The 18,604-nt window shown below is 68.7% G+C and carries 17 protein-coding genes; 6 read left to right on the forward strand and 11 right to left on the reverse strand.

The genetic code is table 11. The features are described 5' to 3' along the window. Nucleotides 1-25 precede the first annotated feature (25 nt). Together V1Y59_RS20635 and leuS are read left to right on the forward strand one after the other, a co-directional pair. On the forward strand, nucleotides 26-1,651 hold the full coding sequence (locus V1Y59_RS20635; RefSeq protein WP_330506913.1) for a cation:proton antiporter family protein: 1,626 nt from the start codon (nucleotides 26-28) through the stop codon (nucleotides 1,649-1,651). Nucleotides 1,652-1,845: 194 nt separating this feature from the next. Next, nucleotides 1,846-4,725, forward strand: coding sequence for a leucine--tRNA ligase (gene leuS, locus V1Y59_RS20640; RefSeq protein ID WP_330506914.1), 2,880 nt, complete (start codon nucleotides 1,846-1,848; stop codon nucleotides 4,723-4,725). Between the two features lie 111 nt (nucleotides 4,726-4,836). On the opposite strand, the gene V1Y59_RS20645 is transcribed toward leuS, so the two are convergent. Continuing rightward, entirely contained in the window at nucleotides 4,837-5,169 is a 333-nt protein-coding gene (locus V1Y59_RS20645; RefSeq protein ID WP_330506915.1) for a TfoX/Sxy family protein, read from the reverse strand. A 64-nt stretch (nucleotides 5,170-5,233) separates the two neighbouring features. Between V1Y59_RS20645 and V1Y59_RS20650 the strand changes: the two genes are divergently transcribed. After that, a complete protein-coding gene (locus V1Y59_RS20650; protein ID WP_330506916.1) occupies nucleotides 5,234-6,430 on the forward strand; it encodes an acyl-CoA dehydrogenase family protein in 1,197 nt (398 codons plus the stop codon). A gap of 19 nt (nucleotides 6,431-6,449) precedes the next feature. On the opposite strand, the gene V1Y59_RS20655 is transcribed toward V1Y59_RS20650, so the two are convergent. Both V1Y59_RS20655 and V1Y59_RS20660 read right to left on the reverse strand, forming a co-directional pair. Then, nucleotides 6,450-6,797 (reverse strand): hypothetical protein, encoded by a 348-nt coding sequence (locus V1Y59_RS20655; protein WP_330506917.1) that lies wholly within the window; start codon nucleotides 6,795-6,797, stop codon nucleotides 6,450-6,452. 84 nt (nucleotides 6,798-6,881) lie between these two features. After that, nucleotides 6,882-7,718, reverse strand: a complete 837-nt coding sequence (locus V1Y59_RS20660) for an RDD family protein (RefSeq protein ID WP_330506918.1) — start codon at nucleotides 7,716-7,718, stop codon at nucleotides 6,882-6,884. Nucleotides 7,719-7,818: 100 nt separating this feature from the next. Between V1Y59_RS20660 and V1Y59_RS20665 the strand changes: the two genes are divergently transcribed. Further along, nucleotides 7,819-8,814, forward strand: coding sequence for a stage II sporulation protein M (locus V1Y59_RS20665; RefSeq protein WP_330506919.1), 996 nt, complete (start codon nucleotides 7,819-7,821; stop codon nucleotides 8,812-8,814). Here the strand turns inward: V1Y59_RS20665 and V1Y59_RS20670 are convergent. From V1Y59_RS20670 to V1Y59_RS20700, 7 genes are all read right to left on the reverse strand, one after another. Next, nucleotides 8,792-9,313 carry a putative immunity protein gene (locus V1Y59_RS20670; protein ID WP_330506920.1) on the reverse strand — a complete coding sequence of 174 codons (522 nt, stop codon included), beginning with the start codon at nucleotides 9,311-9,313 and terminating at the stop codon, nucleotides 8,792-8,794. The two genes, V1Y59_RS20665 and V1Y59_RS20670, sit on opposite strands and share 23 nt — an antisense overlap. Next, the gene (locus V1Y59_RS20675; RefSeq protein WP_330506921.1) at nucleotides 9,310-10,602 is read right to left on the reverse strand and encodes a DUF58 domain-containing protein; all 1,293 of its coding nucleotides are present in this window, start codon (nucleotides 10,600-10,602) and stop codon (nucleotides 9,310-9,312) included. The genes V1Y59_RS20670 and V1Y59_RS20675 overlap by 4 nt, the downstream gene beginning before the upstream one ends. A gap of 12 nt (nucleotides 10,603-10,614) precedes the next feature. Next, nucleotides 10,615-11,586 (reverse strand): AAA family ATPase, encoded by a 972-nt coding sequence (locus V1Y59_RS20680; protein ID WP_330506922.1) that lies wholly within the window; start codon nucleotides 11,584-11,586, stop codon nucleotides 10,615-10,617. After that, nucleotides 11,583-12,848 (reverse strand): DUF4350 domain-containing protein, encoded by a 1,266-nt coding sequence (locus V1Y59_RS20685; protein ID WP_330506923.1) that lies wholly within the window; start codon nucleotides 12,846-12,848, stop codon nucleotides 11,583-11,585. Before V1Y59_RS20685 ends, V1Y59_RS20680 begins: the two co-directional genes overlap by 4 nt. After that, nucleotides 12,845-13,510 carry a DUF4129 domain-containing protein gene (locus tag V1Y59_RS20690; RefSeq protein WP_330506924.1) on the reverse strand — a complete coding sequence of 222 codons (666 nt, stop codon included), beginning with the start codon at nucleotides 13,508-13,510 and terminating at the stop codon, nucleotides 12,845-12,847. The genes V1Y59_RS20685 and V1Y59_RS20690 overlap by 4 nt, the downstream gene beginning before the upstream one ends. After that, nucleotides 13,507-14,730 carry a glycerophosphoryl diester phosphodiesterase membrane domain-containing protein gene (locus tag V1Y59_RS20695; RefSeq protein ID WP_330506925.1) on the reverse strand — a complete coding sequence of 408 codons (1,224 nt, stop codon included), beginning with the start codon at nucleotides 14,728-14,730 and terminating at the stop codon, nucleotides 13,507-13,509. Before V1Y59_RS20695 ends, V1Y59_RS20690 begins: the two co-directional genes overlap by 4 nt. A 110-nt stretch (nucleotides 14,731-14,840) precedes the next feature. Then, nucleotides 14,841-15,767: an NAD-dependent epimerase/dehydratase family protein gene (locus V1Y59_RS20700; protein ID WP_330506926.1), complete on the reverse strand. Its 927-nt coding sequence runs from the start codon at nucleotides 15,765-15,767 to the stop codon at nucleotides 14,841-14,843. 147 nt (nucleotides 15,768-15,914) lie between these two features. Here V1Y59_RS20700 and V1Y59_RS20705 point away from each other — a divergent pair, with 147 nt between their 5' ends. After that, a complete protein-coding gene (locus tag V1Y59_RS20705) occupies nucleotides 15,915-16,304 on the forward strand; it encodes a nuclear transport factor 2 family protein (protein ID WP_330506927.1) in 390 nt (129 codons plus the stop codon). 2 nt (nucleotides 16,305-16,306) lie between these two features. Here the strand turns inward: V1Y59_RS20705 and V1Y59_RS20710 are convergent, their stop codons facing one another. Beyond that, a complete protein-coding gene (locus V1Y59_RS20710) occupies nucleotides 16,307-16,987 on the reverse strand; it encodes an SDR family oxidoreductase (protein ID WP_330506928.1) in 681 nt (226 codons plus the stop codon). A gap of 76 nt (nucleotides 16,988-17,063) precedes the next feature. Between V1Y59_RS20710 and ggh the strand changes: the two genes are divergently transcribed. After that, nucleotides 17,064-18,404: a glucosylglycerate hydrolase gene (ggh, locus tag V1Y59_RS20715; protein ID WP_330433670.1), complete on the forward strand. Its 1,341-nt coding sequence runs from the start codon at nucleotides 17,064-17,066 to the stop codon at nucleotides 18,402-18,404. The last annotated feature ends 200 nt before the right edge of the window (nucleotides 18,405-18,604 follow it).

The following is an 18,604-nucleotide window of genomic DNA, read 5'->3' on the forward strand; positions in this document are numbered from 1 at the left end:
ATGCCGCTATGAGCAGGGGAAACGCTTGACAGAAGTCGCCATCTACCTCGTCGTCACCTTCGGTCTCGGGGGCCTCGCCATGGCGCTGCGCCTGCCCCCGTTGGTGGGGTTCCTGGCGGCCGGGTTCGTCATCAACGGCCTCGACGTGGAGGAGATCCCGCAACTCGACATCCTCGCCGACCTCGGCGTCACGCTGCTGCTGTTCGCGATCGGACTCAAACTCGACGTCCGCATCCTGTTGCGGCGCGAGGTGTGGTTGACGACGTCGGTGCACATGTTGGTCAGCGTCGTGTTCGGCAGCATCGCACTGTGGATCGCGGCAGTGGCGGGCATGGCGATGCTCGCCGGGCAGAGTCTGCAGACCATCGCGCTGCTGGCCTTCGCGCTGTCGTTCTCCAGCACGGTGTTCGTCGTCAAGATCCTCGAGGAGCGCGGCGAATCGCATTCGCTCTACGGCCGCGTCGCCATCGGCATCCTGGTGATGCAGGACGTCATCGCGGTGGTCTTCCTGACCGCCACGGGCGGCGAGATGCCGAGCCCATGGGCGCTGACTCTGGTCGGGTTGTGGCCGCTGACCTGGGTGCTGCGCCGGATCTGGAGCCGGCTCGGGCACGGGGAGATGCAGTCGCTGTTCGGGATCGTGATGGCCCTGGTGCCGGGCTACGCCTGGTTCACGGCCGTCGGGCTCAAGGGCGACCTCGGCGCTCTGATCGTCGGGGTGCTGTTGGCGTCGCATCCCGCCGCCTCCGAACTCGCCCGGTCGCTCTTCCACATCAAGGAACTGCTGCTCGTCGCGTTCTTCGTGTCGATCGGTCTGACCGGGCTGCCGGATCTGCCCACCATCGGTGTCGCCCTGCTGATGCTGCTGTTCCTGCCGTTCAAGGCGGCCTGGTACGTGGCGTTGCTGTCGTTCCTGAAGCTGCGCTATCGCACCGCGATCCTGGCCGGACTCGGATTGATGAACTACTCGGAGTTCGGGCTGATCGTGGTGTCCGTCGGGGTCACGGCCGACCTGCTGGGGGAGGCCTGGCTGGTGGAGATGTCGATCGCCGTGGCGATGAGCTTTGTCGTGTCGGCGCTGGTCAACGGGCGTGGACACCTGATGGTGGAGAAGATCGCCGCGCGGCTGCCTGACCAGGACGAACGCAAGCTGCATCCCGAGGAGCGGCCCGGTGACGCCGGTGACGCCGAGGTGGTGGTGATCGGTATGGGACGCGTCGGATTCGCCGCCTACCAGCGGCTCACCGATCATTACGGGCTGCGGGTGGTGGGCGTCGACTACGACGGTCCGCGCATCGGTCGCCTCAAGGAGCAGGGCCTGCGGGTCATCGAGGGCGACGCCACCGACCTGGACTTCTGGAACCAGCTCCGCCACTCGGACTCCGTGCGGATCGCGGTGCTGGCGATGCCGCGCCACGGCGCGAACGTCACCGCCCTCGAATGTCTGCGCGAGTCCGGATTCAGCGGCCAGGTCGCCGCGGTCGCCCGCTACGACGACGAGGTCGCCTGGGCGCGCGGGCACGGCGTGGGCATCGCCTTCAACGTGTACGCGGGCGCCGGGCTCGAGCTCGCCGATCAGGTCGCCGGTGGTGACATACCACGCAGGCGGGAGCCCGACGCCGAGACCGACGATGATCGGACGACGGGGTAACTCTTCCGTGGGTCGAGTAGGCGTGCCCGTTCCGCAGGTCGAGTAGGCCTCCCCTCCCGTGGGTCGAGTAGCCCCGCGAGCGCAGCGAGCAGGCGTTCCCTTTCCGTGGGTCGAGTAGCCCCGCGAGCGCAGCGAGCAGGCGTATCGAGACCACCCCCGACGACCGCCGAGAACCGACGATTTACGCTGGTCGGGTGACTTCAGCTGATTCTGCTCGCACCGCACCGACGGCCACCGACGCGGGTGTGCCCGGCCACCGGTACACCGCGGAGCTCGCCGGTGAGATCGAGACCCGGTGGCAGGCGAACTGGGCAGACCAGCATGCCTACGAGGCGCCGAACCCCGTCGGACCGCTCGCCGGCGACATGAGCGCCGTCGGCGGTGACGCCCCCGATTCGCCGTCGAAGCTGTTCATCCAGGACATGTTCCCGTACCCGTCCGGATCGGGACTGCACGTCGGGCACCCGCTCGGCTTCATCGCCAGTGACGTCTTCGCGCGCTATCAGCGGATGACGGGCAAGAACGTTCTGCACACGATGGGCTTCGACTCCTTCGGCCTGCCCGCCGAGCAGTACGCGGTGCAGACCGGCACGCACCCGCGGACCACGACCGAGGCGAACATCGAGCGCTACCTCGGCCAGATCCGCCGGCTGGGACTCGGCCACGACGAGCGGCGCCGCGTCGCCACCACCGACGTCGAGTTCTACCGCTGGACGCAGTGGATCTTCCTGCAGATCTTCAACGCCTGGTACGACACCGACCAGCAGAAGGCGCGGCCGATCGCCGAACTCATCGCCGAGTTCGATTCCGGCGCACGCACACCCGCCGACGGCCGGGGCTGGTCGGCCTTGTCGAAGGCCGAGCGCAACGAGCTCATCGACTCCTATCGCCTGGTCTATCAGAGCGATTCGCTGGTCAACTGGTGTCCCGGACTGGGTACCGTGCTGGCCAACGAGGAGGTCACCTCCGACGGCCGCAGCGATCGCGGCAATTTCCCGGTGTTCCGAAAGCACCTGCGGCAGTGGATGATGCGGATCACCGCCTACTCCGACCGGCTGATCGACGACCTGGACCTGCTGGACTGGTCGGATCAGGTGAAGACCATGCAGCGCAACTGGATCGGGCGTTCGCGCGGCGCGCAGGTGACATTTCAGGCCGACGGTCACTCGATCGAGGTGTTCACCACCCGCCCCGACACCCTGTTCGGCGCCACCTACATGGTGCTGGCGCCGGAACACCCACTGGTGGACACCCTGACGGCGGCGTCGTGGCCCGAGGGTGTCGACGACCGGTGGACGGGCGGTGCGGCTCGACCCGCCGACGCGATCGCGATCTATCGCGCGGCCATCGCGGCGAAGTCGGATCTGGAGCGGCAGGAGAACAAGGAGAAGACCGGCGTGTTCACCGGTTCCTTCGCCACCAATCCGGTGAACGGCGAACAGGTTCCGGTGTTCATTGCCGACTACGTGCTGATGGGCTACGGCACCGGCGCGATCATGGCCGTGCCCGGCCACGACGCCCGCGACCACGAGTTCGCCTCGGCGTTCGGGCTGCCGATCCGGGAGGTCATCGGCTCCGAGCAGGGCGTCGAGAACGAGGCGTATGTCGGTGACGGCCCGCTGGTGAACTCGGGCTTCCTGGACGGCTTGGCGGTCGACGAGGCGAAGTCCGCGATGATCGATTGGCTGGAGAAAGAGGGCAGCGGCGTCGGGAAGATCCAGTACAAGCTGCGCGACTGGCTGTTCGCCCGCCAGCGGTATTGGGGTGAGCCGTTCCCGATCGTCTACGACGCCGACGGACAAGCCCACCCGCTCCCGGAATCGATGCTGCCGGTAGAGCTTCCGGAGGTCGACGACTACGCACCGGTCTCCTTCGACCCCGACGACGCGGACAGCGAGCCGTCGCCGCCGCTGGCCAAGGCCACCGACTGGATGACCGTTGAACTGGACCTGGGCGACGGTCTGCAGACCTACACGCGGGACGCCAACGTGATGCCGCAGTGGGCAGGCAGCTCCTGGTATCAGCTGCGCTACATCGACCCCACCAACGACGAGACGTTCTGCGCCAAGGAGAACGAGGCCTACTGGATGGGCCCGCGACCCGAGCTGCACGGACCTGACGATCCAGGCGGCCTGGACCTGTACATCGGCGGCATGGAGCATGCGGTGCTGCACCTGCTGTACTCGCGGTTCTGGCACAAGGTGCTGTTTGATCTCGGCTATGTGACGAGTCGCGAGCCGTACCGAAAGCTGTTCAACCAGGGCATGATCCAGGCCTTCGCGTACACCGATGCCCGCGGCATCTACGTGCCGGCGGACGAGGTCGAGGAGCGTGACGGGAAGTACTTCCACAACGGTGAGCTGGTCACTCAGGAGTACGGCAAGATGGGCAAGTCGCTCAAGAACTCCGTTGCGCCCGACGACATCTGCCGCGACTACGGCGCCGACACGCTGCGCGTGTACGAGATGTTCATGGGTCCGCTGGACCAGAGCCGGCCGTGGGCCACCAAGGATGTCGTGGGGTCGCAGCGCTTCCTGCAGCGGATCTGGCGTCTCGTCGTCGACGAGGAGACCGGGTCGCTGCGATGCGCCGACGTCGACCTCGACGACGACACGACACGGTTGCTGCACAAGACGATCGCCGGTGTGCGCGAGGACTACGCCGAGCTGCGTAACAACACCGCGGTCGCTAAGTTGACCGTGCTGACCAACCACCTGACGAAGAACTTCGAGAAGTCCGGTGCGCCGCGTGCGGCCGTCGAACCGCTGGTGCTGATGCTGGCGCCGCTGGCCCCGCACGTCGCCGAGGAGCTGTGGCACCGCCTAGGACACGAGACCCTGCTCGTGCACGGACCGTTCCCCGAGGCCGACGAGCAGTGGTTGGTGGAGGACACCATCGAGATCCCCGTCCAGGTGAAGGGCAAGGTCCGCAGCCGCATCACCGTCGCCGCCGACGCCGACGAGGCGACCGTGCGGGCCACCGCCCTGGCCGACGAGAAGATCGCGCCGCTGCTCGACGGCGAACCGCGCAAGGTGATCGTCGTGCCGGGCCGGATGGTCAACGTGGTCCCGTAGGTCCACGGTCTCTGGAGTGCCCGTTCCCCGGTCCCTGAGGAGGTTCGGAGCGCTAGCGGAGAACCGTCACGAAGGGCCGCCCCGACCGATGGCCCCCACCGCCTCCACCGCCTACTTCGGCGGCAACTTGCGCGCGTAATCGGACCCGAGGGTCACCCAGCGCTGCAGTTGGCGCTCGGTGCGGATGCCGTCGTCGGAGACCCGCAGCCAGCCGCGCAGCTCACGTCCGGACATGACCATCGGTTCGGTGTTGTCGAAGGCGAGGAGCCCTTCGGTGTCCTCCGGCGGCACCCGGACCATGATGCCGCCCTGACCGCTGGCGGCGAGCGCCATGTTGCCGTTGATCAGGAAGGCCAGCCCACCGAACATCGACTTCTCGTCCACACCGCACTCTTCGGAGAGCATCCCGCGAATCCGGTACGCGAGGTCGAGGTCGTAGGCCACGGGTTAGAGCCTAAGTCCTCAACGGGGGTTGGAAAAGAACTTACCGCTCAGTAAGATGGCGGGCATGGCGATCAACCTGGAGCTCCCGAAGAAGTTCGATTCGACGGTCGAGCGCACCCACATGGCGGCCGAGCACATCTTCCGGCCGATCTCGCGCAAGTACGACCAGGCCGAGCACGAGTACCCGACCGAGCTCGACGAGCTGGGCAAGCTCGCCCAGCAGGCCCGTAAGCAGGAGAAAGAGGCCGAGGCCGGGGAGACCGCCGACGGCGACGCCGGGACCGTCAACGGCTCCAACATGCGCGCCCTGATCTCCGCGCGCGAGATGAGCTGGGGCGACGTCGGCCTGCTGCTGTCGATCCCGTACCAGGGCCTGGGCAACGCGGCGATCGCCGCCGTGGCCAACGAGGAACAACTCGAGAAGTTCTCCGGAGTGTGGGCGGCGATGGCGATCACCGAACCGAGCTTCGGTTCCGACTCGGCCGCCGTCTCGACCACCGCCACCCGCGACGGCGACGACTACCTCATCAACGGCGAGAAGGTCTTCGTCACCGCCGGCTCCCGTGCCGACCACGTCGTCGTGTGGGCGACCGTCGACAAGAGTGCCGGGCGGGCCGCGATCAAGAGCTTCGTCGTCCCGATGACGACCGACGGAGTGACCGTCGCACGCCTCGAGCACAAGCTCGGCATCAAGGCGTCCGACACCGCGGTGATCCGTTTCGAGAACGCCCGTGTCCCCGCCGACAACCTGCTCGGCTCACCCGAGGTGGACACCAAGAAGGCATTCGGCGGGGTCATGCAGACCTTCGACAACACCCGCCCCGTCGTGGCCGCGATGGCGATCGGCCTGGGCCGTGCCGCTCTCGAGGAGCTGCGCCGCATCCTCGAGGAAGCCGGCCACGAGATCGACTACGACAAGTCCGCCGCGGCCCAACATGCGTCGGTGTGTGAGTTCATCCGCCTCGAATCCGACTGGGAGGCATCGTGGTTGCACACGGTGCGCGCCGCCTGGATGGCCGACAACAAAGAGCCCAATTCCGCGGAGGCGTCGATGTCGAAGGCCAAGGCCGGGCGCACCGTCACCGACATCACCAACAAGGCCGTCGAGATTGGAGCCACCGCGGGATTCTCGGAGACCTCGCTGCTGGAGAAGTGGGCGCGCGATTCGAAGATCCTCGACATCTTCGAGGGCACCCAGCAGATTCAGCAACTGATCATCGCGCGGCGGGTGCTGGGGAAGTCGAGCGCCGACCTGAAATGACCGGACGGCGGTCGTCAGGTCACCGGGTGTGCCCGGTGTCGTCGTCGCCGCGGTACAGCTCCTCGTAGTGTTCTTCTTCCTCCGCGGTCACCTCGGGCTGTAGCGGATCCTGCTGGATTCGGGTGTCTCCGGGCTGACGGGCGGAGATGTAGCGGCTCACGAAGAGCAGTGCGACGGCGACGATCGCGACCAGCACGGCGGCGACCGTCCACCAGATCGCGGCGGAGTGTCCGCCGGCGGCGCTGCCCACGGCGGCGGCGACCAGGACCAGGGTCACCATGAGGGCGCCGTATCCGACGAACCCCATCCCCTTCAACAGGCGTGCATGCTCGGCGGGACGCCGGCGGGTGTTCGATCGATCGGTCATCGCTCGTACCTCGACTTGTGAAACGGACGTGACGAGTGTGCCCGTTCCGGCGGCGGGTCAAACGTACGGGCTGCGGGGCCGCGGTCAGCGCAACAGCCGCTGACGCAACCGCTGATCCCGTTCGATCCGTTCGGAGTCTCTACGACGTCGTTCGGCCATGATCGCCGCCAGTACCATCTCGTCCGGTGCTCCTGTAGGTGGTGCGGGCGCGACGAACGGGGCGGCATCGTGGACGAGCCGCTGCGCCAGCAGGATTCGTGCCTGCGTGGACAGCCGTTCGCGGCGGCCGAGGAACTGGCGGACCGCGATCGCCAGGTGCACGGGAAGCGGCGCGACGTCCGCGGTCTGTGCCCAGCCGGCGAGCGCCGGCGGCATCGGGATGGGTTCGGGCACGTCGAGCTTGTGCCGGTCGCGGATCACGTACGTCCCGGCGAGCAGATCGCCGAAGCGCTTGCCCTTCTTGGTGCAGACCGCCGCGACGAGCGCCGGCAGGCCGCCGCAACCGTAGATCTCGATCACGCCGAGCAAGGCCCGGGTCAGCGCGTGCCGGAAGCCGATCGGTCCCGCGTCGTCGCGGACGGTGCGGATACCGGTGACCCAGTGGCCGACGGTCTTGCCGCGGGTGACGGTCTCCAGCGTGGTCGGGATGATGACCAGGGCGGTGATCAGCGACAGGGTCAGCGACGCGACGAGCATCGCGAAATCGGTGTCACCGACCACCTTCAGGGTCAGCCACCGCAGCGCCCACCATGCCGTGTACCCGAGGAAGAGGTCGATCAGCCCGGAGACCATCCGCAGCCCGATCCCCGCCGGCGGGAGATCGAGGGCGACGGCCTCGCCGGAGACGAGGTCGTCGCGGCCCACGCCGTACGTCGCGCTCACGCCGCGAGACGCCGTCGGCGGAGGGACAGGACCGTACATGACCGAGAGCGTAGTCGCGTGTGGTCACCGGCAGCAGGCTCCTGCACCGCGTGAATGACGATGCGGACGGCGACGTCGCGGGTGCGGTTACGCTGACCGCGTGGACCTCGACGCCTATGTGGCCGCACATCGCGCGACATGGGAGCGGCTCGACCAACTCACCCGGCAGCGCCGGCTGTCGGGTGCCGACGCCGACGAGATCGTCGACACCTATCAGCGTGTGGCCACCCATCTGTCGGTGATCCGGTCGACGGCACCCGACGCGTCGCTGGTCGCCTACCTCTCGGCGCTGTTGGCGCGCGCCCGGTCCCGCGCCGCCGGTACCCGGGTGATGTCGTGGTCGGACGTGGGGCGGTTCTTCGCGCGGACCTTCCCCGCAGCGCTGTATCGCCAACGGTGGTGGTGGCTGTCGGTGATGGCGGCGTCCATCGGTGCCGCGGTCGTGATGGGCTGGTGGATGCTCGATCACCCGCGCATCGAGAGTTCGCTGCTCTCCGAGGCGCAGATCGAGCAGCTGGTGAACAACGACTTCGAGGAGTACTACAGCGAATACGCGGCGACATCGTTCGCCGCGCGCGTGTGGACCAACAACTTCTGGCTCGCCGCACTGTGTATCGCGTTCGGTGTGTTCTGCCTTCCGGTTGTCTACATGTTGTATTCGAACATGCTGAACCTGGCGATCATCGGGTCCATCATGATCCGCCACGGCCGCGGTGACCTGTTCTTCGGACTTCTCACGCCCCATGGCTTGCTCGAGTTGACGTGCCTGTTCGTCGCGGCCGGCGTCGGACTGCGACTGTTCTGGGCGTGGGTGTCACCGGGGGACCGGACGCGGGTGCAGTCGTTGGGCGAGGAGGGACGCGCAGCCGTCGGCGTGGCGCTCGGACTGGTGGTGTTGCTGTTGATCTGCGGGCTGATCGAGGCATTCGTGACACCCTCGGGCTTGCCCACCTGGGCCCGGATCGGGATCGGGGTGACCGCGTGGATCGGCTTCCTGGGCTACGTCTTCACTCTCGGGCGGTGGGCCCACAACGCCGGTGAGACCGGCGATCTCGCCGAGTCGGAGCGCGGGTTCACGGTCCGGACGGCCGCCTGAGTGCGGCATCGAGTTCTCGCAGAAGACGTCCGAGGGAGGTGTCGCCGGCGACCGAAGGCGGCAGCTCGCCGACCATCTGTCGGACGGGTTCGTCGGCATCGGCGATCATCTGGGCGATGACCTCCGCAGCGACCTGCGCACCGTGTGCATGTTCGGTGGCCTGCGCCGCGTAGGCCGCCGCGCCCAACAGATGTCGGGTCTGACGGGCTGCCGCCGTTCCGGTGAGATCGAGGTGGGTGTATGCGACCGCGGCGGCCATCGAGGCGGCACGGGCGGCCGACTGCGCGGCCGTGTCGGTGTACGCACCCGCGGCGCGATGGGCGCCGAACGACGCATCGCGAAGTGCCTTGTCCCGAGGGCGGCCATCGGCGAAATCGCGTGCCGCCTCGATGGCCAGCCGGACCCGGGCATCCGTCGGGGCGACAGTCTCGAAGATCGGGAGTACCCGTTCGGCGCAGTTGGCGGCCCACGCGGCGACCGGACGGAGGTCGGAGGTCACAACAACCCACGCGACTTGAGCACCAGATAGTGATCGGCCAACGCGGCCGGCAATCGCTCCGGCTCGGCGTCCACGACATCCACCCCGAGCCGTCCGACGGCAGCCGCTGTGCGGTTACGGAGCGCCATCGTGCGTGCGGCAGCGGCGGCGTCATAGATCTCGCGCGCGTCGTCGCGATGTTCCAGCATTTCCAGGAGGGCCGGATCGGCGACCGACCCGATCACGACCCGATACCGTTGCGCCAGAACCGACAACGGCGGGAGCAGCGACTCCTCCACGGCGGCCGGCTCGAGTGGGGTGAGCAGCACGAGCAGTGCCCGCTGCCGCGACACCTTCGTCACCTCGGCGCCCAGCAGCGGCCAATCCGCCTCCAACAGAGCGGGTTCCAGTGGAGCCATCGCGTTCACGAGGTCGCTGAGCAGCGTGGTCCGCGACGACCCGACCACCCGCCGGTGCACGCGGCGGTCGCCGGCGATGAGGTCGACCCGGTCGCCCGCATGCGATGCCAGCGCGGCCAGCAGCAGCGCGGAGTCCATCGCGGCGTCGAGCCGCGGAACGTCTCCGACCCGTCCGGCCGACGTGCGTGAGGTGTCCAACACGATGACGATGTGCCGGTCCTTCTCCGGCTGCCACGTGCGCACCACCGTGGATTGTCGACGTGCGGTCGCCCGCCAGTCGATACTGCGGACGTCGTCGCCCTCGACATAGTCGCGCAGCGAATCGAACTCGGTGCCCTGGCCGCGGATCCGCACCGCGGACCGGCCGTCGAGCTGTCGCAGCCGCGCGAGCCGCGACGGCAGGTGCTTGCGCGACCCGAACGGCGGCAGCGCGCGGACATGCCCTGGTACATACTGCGACCTCTGCCGACCGCCGAGGCCGAGCGGCCCGGTACGGCGGATCGTCACCCGAATGGCATGCCGGTCGCCGCGTCGGGTCGGACGAAGGGCGGTGGTGACGGCGCGCCGTTCCCCGGCGGGGATCGCGACACGGTGCCGGTTGCCGGTCGCGCCGGCCGACGGCTGCCACGCGTCGCGGAGGTGGCCGCGAAACCGCCGACTGCCGAGATTCTCCACCAGCAGCGTCGACTCAGTGGCGTCCCCGAGGCGAATGGGTGCGGTCGGTGTCCGGGTCATCCGCACCACCGCGGTCGAGCCGGCGCCGAGAACGTCCAGCACCAGCACGATCACACAGAACAGCAGCCACAGACCGACCGTGCCGAAATGTGGGTACACGACGATCGGTACGGCACCCAGCAGCACCAGGGCGAAGAAGCGGCCGGTCACGAACATGTCGACGGCCGGTCAGCGCGGAACCGGGACGGAGCCGATCGCGGCGTCGAGCACCGCAGCCACCGACACCCCTTCCAGTTCCGCCTCGGGCCGTAACGACAAGCGGTGTGCCAGCGTCGATTGCGCCAACGACTTCACGTCGTCGGGGGTGACGTAGTCGCGGCCGTTGAGCCACGCCCACGCCCTGCTCGTGGCGAGCAATGCCGTTGCACCGCGCGGACTCACGCCCAGCGCCAGCGACGGGGACATCCGGGTCGCACGGGCGAGGTCGACGATGTAGGCGGCCACCGGCGGCGACACCGCGACCCGCCGCACCGCGTCCGAACCGGTGATCACGTCCCGGGCGGAGGCGACCGGGCGCACCCCGGCGGCGGCGAGATCGCGCGGATCGAATCCCGCGGCGTGCCGCATGACGACGGCGATCTCGTCGTCGCGCGGCGGAAGCGGAAGCGTGACTTTGATCAGGAACCGGTCGAGCTGCGCCTCGGGCAGCGGGTAGGTGCCCTCGTACTCGACCGGGTTCTGCGTGGCCGCGACGAGGAACGGCGACGGCAGCGGCCGCGGGATGCCGTCGACCGAGACCTGCCGCTCCTCCATGGCCTCCAGCAAGGATGCCTGCGTCTTGGGGGGCGTGCGGTTGATCTCGTCCGCCAGCAGCAGATTGGTGAACACCGGGCCCTCGCGGAACGTGAACTCCGACGTGGCGCCGTCGAACACCAGTGAGCCGGTCACATCACCGGGCATCAGATCGGGCGTGAACTGGACGCGCTTGGTGTCGACGTCCAGCGCGGCCGCGGTGGAGCGCACGAGCAACGTCTTCGCGACACCCGGGACACCCTCCAGCAGGATGTGGCCGCGACACAGCAGCGCGATCAAGATGCCGGTCACCGCGGCATCCTGTCCGACAACGGCTTTGGCGGTCTCCTCGCGGACGGCGGACAGCGCGGCGCGGGCATCGGCGAAGGTGGTCGGATTGACGGTCATGGTATGCGACGGACTTCCTGGTCGAGGGCGGTCAATTCGGATGTGAACTGAACGAGCTGCTCCGGTGTCTGGGGGAGTGGACCCGCGAGCAACGCGTGGACGTGGCGGGGGTCGTGGCCGGTGGCTTGCGCGGCTGCGGCGACGATCGCCAGGACGGCCGGGGTGGGTGGACCGACACCCCCGAAGTCGTCGGCATCGTCGAGGTCCCGACTCGCCCGCGCCGCGTCGAACGGCAGACCCAGATGGCGGGACATGCGCTCGAGGGTGTGGATACGCAGCTGCCCGGCGGCGCGGTCATCGGCTCGCGCCTTGTGGTACATCCGACCACGCGCCTGGGTGGTCTCGATGGCCTTCACGACCGCGGGCAGCGGTTCACTGACCAGCGGACCGAAACGCCTTCCGCGCCAGAACATCAGTGCGATCAGGCCTAAGAAGGCGAGAAGAACGAGCGGCCCGACCGCGAGGGGCACATCAGACGGTTCGGCCTCGACATCCGGGGTCGTCAGGGTGTCGTCGAACGACGGCAGGTACCACAGCAGGCGGTCGGAGTTCCCGAAGGTGCGTACCGCGACGCCGGCGTTGTCGAAACGGGTGATCTGGTCGTTCTGCAGGAACTCGCCGCTGACGACGAGCACCTCCGGGCGGGTGGATGTCGCGTCGAGGCGAACGACGCCCGACACGTCGTCGACGGTGAAACAGCTGGTGGCGGCAATGCTCTCGCCCACCACCTGATACCCGTCCACGTCGTGCAGGATCATGTCGTCGCGGGCGATGTCGTCGGTGATGCAGTCCGCGTCGACGGCGTCGGTGATCCCGATGGCCGAGCCGGTGACGACGGGGAGATCGAGCAACCCGAGGCCCTGCATCGTCGGGGCGACGACGATGATCCGGCCGGCCCCGCGGACGTGGTCGAGGAACTCTCGGGCGGTCGTATCGCCGAGTTCGTCTGTCGCACCGATCACCACGGTGGTGTTCGAGCCCGGGCGCGGCTCGTCGAGCAGGTCGTTCTGGCGACGCGCGACGGTGACCGCGACGCCGCGATCGTCGAGAACCGCGGCGAGCGCACCCGCGCCGATCGCGCCGGGGTTCTGCGGGTCGAGCCGCTCGGCGGGGGCGTCGCCCGGGGAGTCGCCGACGAGTGCGGCAAGGATGGCGAGAGTCGCGACGACCACCACGGCGAGCAACGTCCAGCCGGCCACCCGCCACCCTCCGCCCCGGCCTCCGCCGCGGGCGACCCGTGGCGCCTCGGTGGTGGCCGTCACGCTCCGGCCTCCGCCACGGGAGCCGCGGGCGTGTGGGGCCGGGTCCGCGCGAGGGTGTCATCGAGGTCGATCATGGCCAGGGCCTGCCCGTGATCGGCGTGCCGCCCGCCATAGGCGACCTCGTCGAAGACCGCTGCGGCGGAACGCAGTCGAGCCGTCTCGCCGGGAAAACTGGCGGCCAGTCCGTCGGCGACCTCGTGCGCGGTGAGCGACGGCGCGTCGGGCAGCAGCGTGCGTTCGTAGCCGCGGCGCGCGATGGCCCGCATCGCGTCGCGGACGGCGGTGTCGAAGTCGTTGCGGGCCATGGCGTCACGAGCTCGTCGACGGAACTCGTCGGCGCTCAGGACTTCGCCGGCGAGCACGCTGCCGCTGCCGTCGGTGCGGGCGCGGGGGGTGCGGCGAACGAATCGAAGGAGGTACAGACCGAGAGCGAGCAATGCGACCGCCACGATTGCGGCGACGAACCCGGGCAGGGGCGTCGACGTGCCGCTGATGGAGCCGAGCACCGAATCCAGCCAGTCGTTCACCGCGGTGGTGAACCGTTCCAGTAGCCCGGGTTCACTCTCGCCGTACCGGGGTTTCGACAGTTCGTCCTCGAGCCACTCCCGGGCCTCGTCGTTGTCGGGGGACAGGCCGGCGGCGATCGTGGCGGCGATCGTCACGGGGTGGTCCAGCCACCCGGCGGTCGGCCGGCTGCCCGGTTGGCGGCGGTCTGGCCGAGCACGAGATCGTAGCCCTCCGAACGGATGCGGGCATCCACATGCAGGGCCGCGACGGTGATCGCGACGAACGGCTGCGTGACGATACCGGCGACCGCGGAACCGAGCAGCGGCAGCACGAGCGCGAAGATGAACCCGGCGGTCAATCCGACGTCGCCGGTGCCACCGATCCCCCACACGAGCGCTGTCATGGTCTGGATACCCCCGGAGATGACCGATGAGACGATCGAGGCGAGGAAGCTGACCAGGAACAACACTCCGAAGGTGCGCCAGAAGCGCCCCGCGGTCAGTTGGAATGACCGTCGCAGGGCATCGAACACACCCCGTCGCTCGACGACCACCGCAGCGAGGCAGAAGGCGAATCGCACCGACACCCAGGCGCCCACGACCGCGAGCAGCAACAGGATGAGCAACACCATCGACAGTGGAATCTCGTCGGCCACCACCCCGGTGATGGTCAGAGCCAGGACAGGCCCGACGACCAGCGTCGACGCGCCGGCGAGCAGCAGATACAGCCCGCACAGCGGCAGGAGCGTCGACCGGGTCTCACGGAGGGATTCCGCCACCGTGGGCGTTCGGCCGATCGCCTGCTGGTTGAACGGGTAGGCCAGGATGCCGCTGAGCGCCGCACTGACGAACCCACCCAGCACCGCCAGCAGCGTCACGCCGGAGAACGCGACCACACCGTCCAGATCGTCGGCGCCTCCGGTCCAGATGAACGCGGTGAGAGCGCCGCCCACCACGCCGAGCACGAGCAGAAACGCGAGCCACGTCACCAGGGTCAGCCCGAGGTAGGTGCCCGGGCCGCGGCGCACCGCGCTGAACACCGCCTGCAGGATGTCGCCGACGGTCAGGGGGCGCAGCGGGATGATGCCGGGCTTGTGCGCGACCAGCGGATTCCCGTATGGCGGTTGGCCCCCGCCGCCCACACCCCATTGGGGTGCCGGGTACGGGGGTGTCGGGAAAGGTTGCTGCGGAGAGGGATACGGAGGTCCGGGATACGCAGGCCCCCCATACGGCGCCGACGGTGGCGCCGGACCCCAGCCCGGCGGAAACCCGGCATCGGGTTGCGGTTGGGGCGGTGGCGTGCCGGCCGGATCGCCACCGGGCGGCGCCCATGGAGCACGTGAACCGGGCGGTCGATGATCGGGGATCTCACCCATGGTGCGTCTCCCCTCTGTGGGCGTTCCGCTGGTCTGTGTGCGGCGAAACTACCAAAATCAGACGCCGCGGAGCCGGTATGTAGGTTGCGCGGATGACCGCGCGCCGACGTTCAGCCGTAACCGAGCGCGCCGGCCATCTGGGCATAGCCTTCCCGGACACTCGGATACCGCGGCGCCCACCCCGTCGCGTCCCGAAACCGTGTGTTGCGTACCCGCAGTGACCTCGTCATCGACGTGGTGCGGTCGCCGAGCAGGGCGGCGGCGCGACCCGGCACGCCGATCCACGGACGCGTGCCGACGGCTGCGCCGACCGCCTCGGCGTGGTCCTCGGCGGTGACGGGTTCGTCGTCGACGATGTGAAAGGTTCCGCCCGGGCAGTGCAGCGCAGCCACGACCGCCGACGCAGCGTCTTCCAGATGAATCGACGACATGTAGCTGTCACGTCGTCCGGCCCGAAAACCGATGTGGCGGCGCGCCATCCGCATGATCTGCTCGCTATGAGCGGCGCCCGGCCCGTAGAACAGCCCGAAACGCAACACCACCGCGGTGCCGCCGGAGTCGCCGAATCGACGTGCGTTCGCCTCCGCCGCGTGGTTGCCGACGGCGACCGGGAAATGGTCGACGTCAGCGTGTTCGTCGACCCAGTCTGCTCCGCCATCGGCGCAGATCATCACCACCGATTCCTGGATCAGACGAGGCACGCCCGCCGCGAGCGCCGCGTTCACCACGGCGGTGGACCCCTCGGTGCGGATTCGCGTGCACTCCTTCCACGCGGACCGCAGGACGAAGCGATGCGTCGGTGGCAGCGCGGACGCAAGGTTGATCACCACGTCCTGGCCGTGGAAACACTCGGCGAGAGCCTCCTGGTCGAACAGCGAGACCTCGACCGGGTGCGCGCCCTGGCTGCGCAGCAGCTGCGCCTTCTGCGGGGTCCTGGCGAGCGCGGAGACAGTGTGCCCGGCGCATATCAGGGCGGGGACGGCGTGGCCGCCGAGCGCACCGGTCCCGCCGGTGACGAAAACCTTCGACGGACGCATGTGCCCAGTGTCGCACCGTGGGACCGGCGACATGCCGACCTCCGTCCAGGCGTATCGACCCCGGATCGGGCGAACGCGGGTGACCTCCCTGCCGACAGTGCTACCGTCACGAACTAGAACACGTTCTACTTCGATGAGAGGCCAACCATGACGGTGGAGCAGGGGACCCTGAGCGAGCAGATCAACGCGACCGTGGACGCGTACGTCGAGTTGCTGACCAACGGGTCGGCAGAGCAGATCGCCGACCTGTACGCCGCGAACGCGACGGTCGAGGACCCGATCGGGGCCGAGCTGCGCACCACCCGCGAGCAGCTCATCGAGTTCTATTCGGTGATCACCGGGATGGACGAGCGGTCGGCGACCCTCAAGTGGAAGAAGATCGCCGGCGACACGGCGGTCTTCGAGTTCACGCTGGTCACCGGCACGTCGGGCATGAAGTTCGAGATCACCCCGATCGACATCATGGTGTTCGACGCCGACGGCAAGATCTCGACGATGCGCGCCGTGTGGGAGCAGTCGGATCTGAAGCAGCTGTAGGACTAGCCGCGCCCCGTCGGCCTCAACACGATCTCCTCGGGATGTGCGTCGGCCGACGTGGTGACCGCGTGCACGACCGCGGCGGCGACGGTCGAGGTCTTCAGGAACCGGGACGGGTCGTACTCGTCGCCCTCGCGCGCGACGATGTCGCGCTGCATGTCGGTGTCGATGCGGCCCGGGAAGATCGACGTGACACGCAGCGTCGGTTCCTCGGCGCGCAACGCGTCGGCGAGCGCTCGTAGACCGAACTTGCTCGCCGCGTACGGTGCCCAGCGCGCTTTGGCGTTCCGGCCCGAACCGGAGTTGATGAACACCACATGGCCGTGCGCCTCGCGCAGCGCCGGGAGCAGCAGTCGGGTGAGTTCGGCGGCGGCCACCAGGTTCACCTCGAGCACGTGTTGCCACTCCTCGACGGGCGTCTCGGCGATCGTTTCGAGGCTGCTGCCGACCCCGGCGTTGTGGACCAGGACGTCGAGGGACGTGATGGCCTCGACGGCGGCCTCCACCTCCTCATAGTCGGTCAGTTCCACGGGAAACGTGGTCGCGCCGTCGAGCTCCGCGGCGAGCCGATCCAGCTCGGGTGACGGGCGTCCCCCGAGCAGCAGGTCATGGGTGGGGGAGAGCCGGCGGGCGATCTCGGCGCCGAGGCCCCGACTGGCGCCGGTGATCAATGCGGTCGACACCGCGTTGACGTTACCTGGCACATCCCGGGGCCCTCCTCGGTGCGCGACGACGACGCGGGCGGTGCAGAATCGACCCGTGGCCCGGTATGGATTCACCCCGACTCAGTTGTCTGCCCGCGCCGCGTACCTGCTGCGCGGCAACGATCTGGGCAGCATGACCAGCGCCGCGCCCAAGCTGTACCCACACATGTGGAGCTGGGACGCCGCCTTCGTGACCGTCGGCCTCGCGCCGCTGTCGGTGGAGCGGGCGGTGATCGAGATGGACACACTGCTCTCGGCGCAGTGGGACAACGGGATGATCCCGCACATCGTTTTCGCCAACGGCCGCGACGGGTATTTTCCTGGGCCGGCGCGCTGGGAGTGCGCGCGCCTCGCGCCGAGCGCCCCGGACGCCCCCGACACCTCGGGCATCACCCAGCCGCCGGTCCACGCGATCGCCGTCCAACGCATCCTCGACCATTCGCGCCGGCACGGCCGGACGACCCGGGCGGTGGCCAACGAGTTCATCGACCGGCGGTGGGCGTCGCTGGTGCGGTGGCATCGTTGGCTCGCGCACGCGCGCGACCCGCACGGCAACGGCCGGGTCACCTTGTTCCACGGCTGGGAGTCCGGGATGGACAACTCGCCGCGGTGGGACCGCCCGTACGCGAACGTCGTACCGGGCGTCGATCTGCCGGCCTACGTCCGCGCCGACCTGGACCATGTCGGGGACCTCTCGATGCGGCCGTCGGACCTCGAGTACGACCGCTACCTCTGGCTCGTCGAGCAGATGAAACGCGCGAACTACGACGACGACCTGCTGCCGAAGGTGATGAGTTTCGCCGTCGAGGACGTCTTCGTCAGCGCCATCTTCGCCGTCGCCTGCGATGTGCTCGCGACGATCGGCGAGGACTACTCGAAGCCACGCTCCGACGTCCGTGATCTGCGCGCGTGGGCGGATCGATTCCGTGCCGGGGTGGTGGCATCGGCGAACGAACGCAACGGCGCCGCAAGGGATTACGACCTGCGCACCGATCAGTGGATCAACACCGAGACGCTCGCGGTGTTCGCGCCGCTGCTCTGCGGCGGGTTGTCGCGGGAACGTGAGCGCGCCCTGCTGCGCCTGTTCGACGGCCCGCGGTTCTGCGGTCATCCCGATCTGCGCTACGCGGTGCCGCCGTCGACGTCGCCGATCTCGATGGACTTCCGTCCGCGCGAATACTGGCGCGGACCGGTGTGGCCGGTGATGACCTGGCTGTTCAGCTGGGCGTTCGCGCGCCGCGGGTGGACCGAGCGGTCGGCCCGGCTGCGCGAGGAGGGGCTGCGGCAGGCCACCGACGGCGCGTTCGCGGAGTACTACGAACCGTTCACCGGCGAACCGCTCGGCAGCATGCAGCAGAGCTGGACCGCGGCGGCGGTGCTGGACTGGCTGGACTGAGCGCCTTTCCGCTGATCGAGTAGCTGGGCTCCTCCTTCCGCTGATCGAGAGTACGTGCCGCTGCTTTCACTGACCCGCTGATCGAGACATCCCTGAAGGTTTGATGTCAAGCCGCGGCGGGGGTTTGGTCCTTCCATGCGGTGGCGGGGTCGTAGGGGATACCGCGGGCTAGGCAGCCATGGAGTATGCCGACGAGGCGG

This window comes from Gordonia prachuapensis, from assembly GCF_036350515.1.
Classification (GTDB): Bacteria; Actinomycetota; Actinomycetes; order Mycobacteriales; family Mycobacteriaceae; genus Gordonia; species Gordonia prachuapensis.

Excerpts from the sequence above, each read along its gene's own strand:
- V1Y59_RS20675 (WP_330506921.1), bottom strand. The coding sequence starts at position 10,602 with ATGTTCGTGACCGGCCGCTTCTTCGCCCTGGTGCTGCTGGGTGCCGTA.
- V1Y59_RS20655 (WP_330506917.1), bottom strand. The coding sequence starts at position 6,797 with ATGACCGATCGATCGAACACCCGCCGGCGTCCCGCCGAGCATGCACGC.
- V1Y59_RS20660 (WP_330506918.1), bottom strand. The coding sequence starts at position 7,718 with ATGTACGGTCCTGTCCCTCCGCCGACGGCGTCTCGCGGCGTGAGCGCG.
- V1Y59_RS20680 (WP_330506922.1), bottom strand. The coding sequence starts at position 11,586 with ATGACCGTCAATCCGACCACCTTCGCCGATGCCCGCGCCGCGCTGTCC.
- V1Y59_RS20700 (WP_330506926.1), bottom strand. The coding sequence starts at position 15,767 with ATGCGTCCGTCGAAGGTTTTCGTCACCGGCGGGACCGGTGCGCTCGGC.
- V1Y59_RS20650 (WP_330506916.1), top strand. The coding sequence starts at position 5,234 with ATGGCGATCAACCTGGAGCTCCCGAAGAAGTTCGATTCGACGGTCGAG.
- V1Y59_RS20695 (WP_330506925.1), bottom strand. The coding sequence starts at position 14,730 with ATGGGTGAGATCCCCGATCATCGACCGCCCGGTTCACGTGCTCCATGG.
- V1Y59_RS20705 (WP_330506927.1), top strand. The coding sequence starts at position 15,915 with ATGACGGTGGAGCAGGGGACCCTGAGCGAGCAGATCAACGCGACCGTG.